The sequence below is a fragment of the Coleofasciculus sp. FACHB-712 genome, assembly GCF_014695635.1.
In the GTDB taxonomy this organism is placed as follows: Bacteria; Cyanobacteriota; Cyanobacteriia; order Cyanobacteriales; family FACHB-T130; genus FACHB-T130.
On the sequence record NZ_JACJOQ010000047.1, the window covers coordinates 1 to 3,726 of the forward strand.

Annotated in this window: 2 protein-coding genes and 1 pseudogene; 2 read left to right on the forward strand and 1 reads right to left on the reverse strand. The window is 47.7% G+C overall.

All coding sequences use genetic code 11. The annotated features are described in order from the left end of the window. A partial coding sequence (alaS, locus tag H6F50_RS00900; RefSeq protein ID WP_190425284.1) for an alanine--tRNA ligase occupies positions 1 to 1,874 on the reverse strand: 1,874 nt, incomplete at its 3' end. 702 nt (positions 1,875 to 2,576) lie between these two features. On the opposite strand from alaS, the gene H6F50_RS00905 reads away from it, so the two are divergent. Further along, a complete protein-coding gene (locus H6F50_RS00905) occupies positions 2,577 to 2,780 on the forward strand; it encodes a heavy-metal-associated domain-containing protein (protein WP_190411340.1) in 204 nt (67 codons plus the stop codon). 620 nt (positions 2,781 to 3,400) lie between these two features. Then, positions 3,401 to 3,726 (forward strand): annotated as a pseudogene (locus tag H6F50_RS00910) (GGDEF domain-containing protein); the annotation flags it as partial.

The window sequence follows — 3,726 nt, forward strand, 5'->3', positions numbered from 1 at the left end:
GCTTCCGCGATCCAAGTATTGATTTGCTCTTCGATTTGTTGTACTTGTTCGGATGTCACGGGACGAGGACAGTTGAAGTCAAATCGCAGCCGATCGAAGGCGACCAAAGAACCCGCCTGAGTAATCGATTCATCGACAAATTTCCTCAATGCCGCTTGCAGCAGGTGCGTTGCTGTATGATGCGCTTGCACGCGACGGCGACAAGACAAGTCAATTTGGGCAGTTACAGGATCTTCTACCCGCAGCGTACCGCGTTCGATGCGACCGAAATGGACGAAGAAATCGGATTCTTTCTTAACGTCTTCAACTCGCACCAAAACGGAATCGCCGGAGATGTAGCCGCGATCGCCAATTTGTCCGCCCGATTCTGCGTAGAATGGCGTCTTATTCAGGACAATCTGCACTTGTGTTCCCGCTTCCGCCGCTTCGACAGATTTGCCTTCTACAAGAATCACTTCTACTTGCGATTGGCTGGAAGGTTGGGTATAACCCAGAAACTCGGTGCTATGAATGTGTTCGGCTAGCTTATCTAGGGAACCTTGTAGGGTGAGATCGATGGTTTCGTGGGCGGACTGCGATCGCGTTTGCTGTTCCTCCATTGCCGCATTGAAGCCTGACTCGTCTACGGTGAGTCCTTCTTCCTCTGCAACTTCCTGAGTAAGTTCTACAGGGAAGCCGTAGGTGTCATAGAGAGTAAAGGCGTCTCGTCCGCCAATTTGAGTTTTGCCTTCCTGTTTCACCCGCTGGATAATTTCATCCAACAGTTTCTCGCCTCGTTCCAGTGTCTTGAGGAAGCGAGATTCTTCCCGTTGCAATTCCGCTTTGATTTGTGCTTCTCGCACCCGGACGATCGGATAAGCGGATTCGGAAAGCGCGATCGCAGTTTCCGCTACTTGCGGCGTAAATTCCCCTTGAATGCCAATCAGTCGTCCGTGACGCACCACGCGCCGAATCAAGCGCCGCAGCACATACCCCCGCCCAATATTCGATGCGCGAATTTCATCGGCAATCATGTGGACGACGGAACGGACGTGATCCCCAATTACCTTCAGGGAAACTTTCGTCTTTTCGTCGCTGCTGGCGTAATCAATTCCGGCGATTTCAGATGCAGTTTTGACGATCGGGAAAATCAGGTCAGTTTCGTAATTGTTGGGAACCTGCTGGAGGATTTGCGCCATCCGTTCTAGTCCCATCCCCGTGTCGATGTTCTTATTTTGCAGCGGCGTTAGGTTGCCTTCTGCATCCCGGTTGTATTGCATGAACACCAGGTTGTAGAACTCGATGAACCGGGTGTCATCTTCTAAATCAATCTTGTCATCACCGCGTTCTGGGTGGAAATCATAGTAAATTTCCGAACAAGGACCGCAAGGACCAGTGGGACCAGATACCCAGAAGTTATCCGCTTCTCCCATGCGTTGGATTCTGGCTTCGGGAACGCCAATTTTATCCCGCCAAATCGTATAAGCTTCCTCATCTTCCCGGAAGACACTGACGACAAGGCGTTCTGGGGGTAAACCAAAAACTTGTGTTGACAGTTCCCAACCCCAAGCGATCGCTTGTTCTTTGAAATAATCCCCAAAGCTGAAATTACCCAACATCTCAAAAAACGTGTGATGTCGGGCAGTCCGTCCGACATTCTCAATATCGTTGGTGCGGATACATTTTTGAGAAGTCGTGGCACGCTTGAACTCAGGCGATCGCTGTCCTAAAAATATCGGCTTAAAAGGCAGCATCCCGGCGATCGTTAGCAGTACGGTGGGATCTTCTGGCACTAAGGAAGCACTCGGCAAAATTTGATGTCCTCGCTGGGCATAGAAGTCGAGGAATTTTTGCCGAATTTCGCTACCGCTAAGGAACTGGGAGGAAGAAGACATGGGAATTTACAAGGGCTTGGTATCGGTCAACTTTATCTATTTTTACATTTGTTTATGCCTTGTTGTAGCCCTTCTCGTTCAGGCAGTGCAAGGCAGGGGAATTGTTTCTCTTTACTAACGCTTATTTGCCATATTTAAAGACTTGTCAAGTTTAGTTAAATAGGGGATTTTGCCCGAAAATGGGATGCTAATTTAATAGTGGACACCAGGAAGTTAGAAAAACAAGGAGGCAAATGAAAAACGGAATGGGAAACATAGACGCGGTGTCCCCGGTCTGTTACCCAAGAGCAGCAAGAACCAACCAAGCATAGACTGTAGTGGTAAAAAGCACTGAAGGGGCAAAAAGCCAAGCTGGTGCAAAGCCAAACCAAAGTCTGGGAAGACTGGACTATGCTGGAAAACTAAAGATAAAGGTGAAGCTGCCAAACTTGTCCACCCTAGTTGTTGAAGTTCATTTTTTGAGAAAACCAATCCTTTCGATCTAACGGGCTTAGTCGCACTCGACTAAGCCCAAAAATGTTTTTAGGGGAATTTTTATCGAGGATGCGAACTGACAAGTCAGCGCTAGACTAACGCGATCGCTCCAGAATGCGGAATCTGCATTATCGCTCAGCAGGCTGATTTATCTAGCACTGTGACAACGGTAAAATAAAGGCTTCTCGAATCGCACCCTTGCAAACTTAATTGACTTGAATTGAATTTATGGCACTCCAACTAAAAGTTCCCACTATCGCCTGTAATGGCTGTGCAGAAACGATTACCGACACGATCCATACGATGGAACCCGACGCCAAGGTGGACGTGGATGTAAAAGCCAAGACGGTGACAGTGGAAGCTCAAGCTTCTGAAGAAACAATCAAGCAAGCGATCGTGGCGGCAGGTCACACGATTGAAGGTTATCAATAACCATACTCTGCATTACTAGGGTTAATTTTGAGCCAGTTAGGTAATAATCTAACTGGCTTTTGTCTGGTTACTGACTTCGTAGTGAATCAAGAAATCACAGATGAATCGGCTGCAAAAAGGCGCGATCGCGTAGCGTCTCCAAAGGAGAATCCCTCTGTTCTTGACAAATGGGGATGCGATCGCTCGCTTTACGCTTCCTTTCTCAAGAGTGGTAACATATACCGATTATCTGCCAGCATAAAGAAGAATCTGCTCGCAGGTTGTTCAAGCATTTGGGTAGTGTGGCAGTTTTATGAAGATTTTGTAAAATTCTCTACCGCCAACGGAATACCCATCTCTAATACTTGTAGCAAACTGAGAATGTAACAGAGTGTGTCGGTGCCAACGATCGGGTTAGAGTTTGGTAGTGCTACCCGGTTCAATGGCATAGCAGCCAGAAGCCTCGTATAGCGGCATCCGCTAGAGCGATCGCTTCTTCGCCCCACAATCTACACGCTCATCCAGTCTAGGGTCATCTATCCATTCGTCTCCTTCGTTGCTCCATAAAAACTCTAGTGGTAGAAATTCTCACGTTTCGTCAACAGGGAAAGAGCCTTGATTCTTCCGGAATACCTACGCTAATGGATGCTTTTGTTCTAGTTGTTGGAACTGATGCATTTCTGGCAACATTTCTGACGCGAATTGCTGCTTTAGTCGGTGGCGCAGTTGAAGCTGCCTCCCAGCTAGATGAAGTCATCCCACTGCTGGAAAAGCGACTGCCCTATATCTTAATTTTGCAGGCAAGTCTGGAGGGCAGTTTGGAATTCTGTTATCAGCTCAAACAACATAACCAATTAGCGGGGATTTACTGCATCTTGATAGAAGACCGACCGGAACTTGCCCACGAGCAAACACTTTCCGATCGACACCGGAAGTTGGCACTCATGGCAGAAGCTTTAGAAAAAGG

Excerpts from the sequence above, each read along its gene's own strand:
- H6F50_RS00905 (WP_190411340.1), top strand. The coding sequence starts at position 2,577 with ATGGCACTCCAACTAAAAGTTCCCACTATCGCCTGTAATGGCTGTGCA.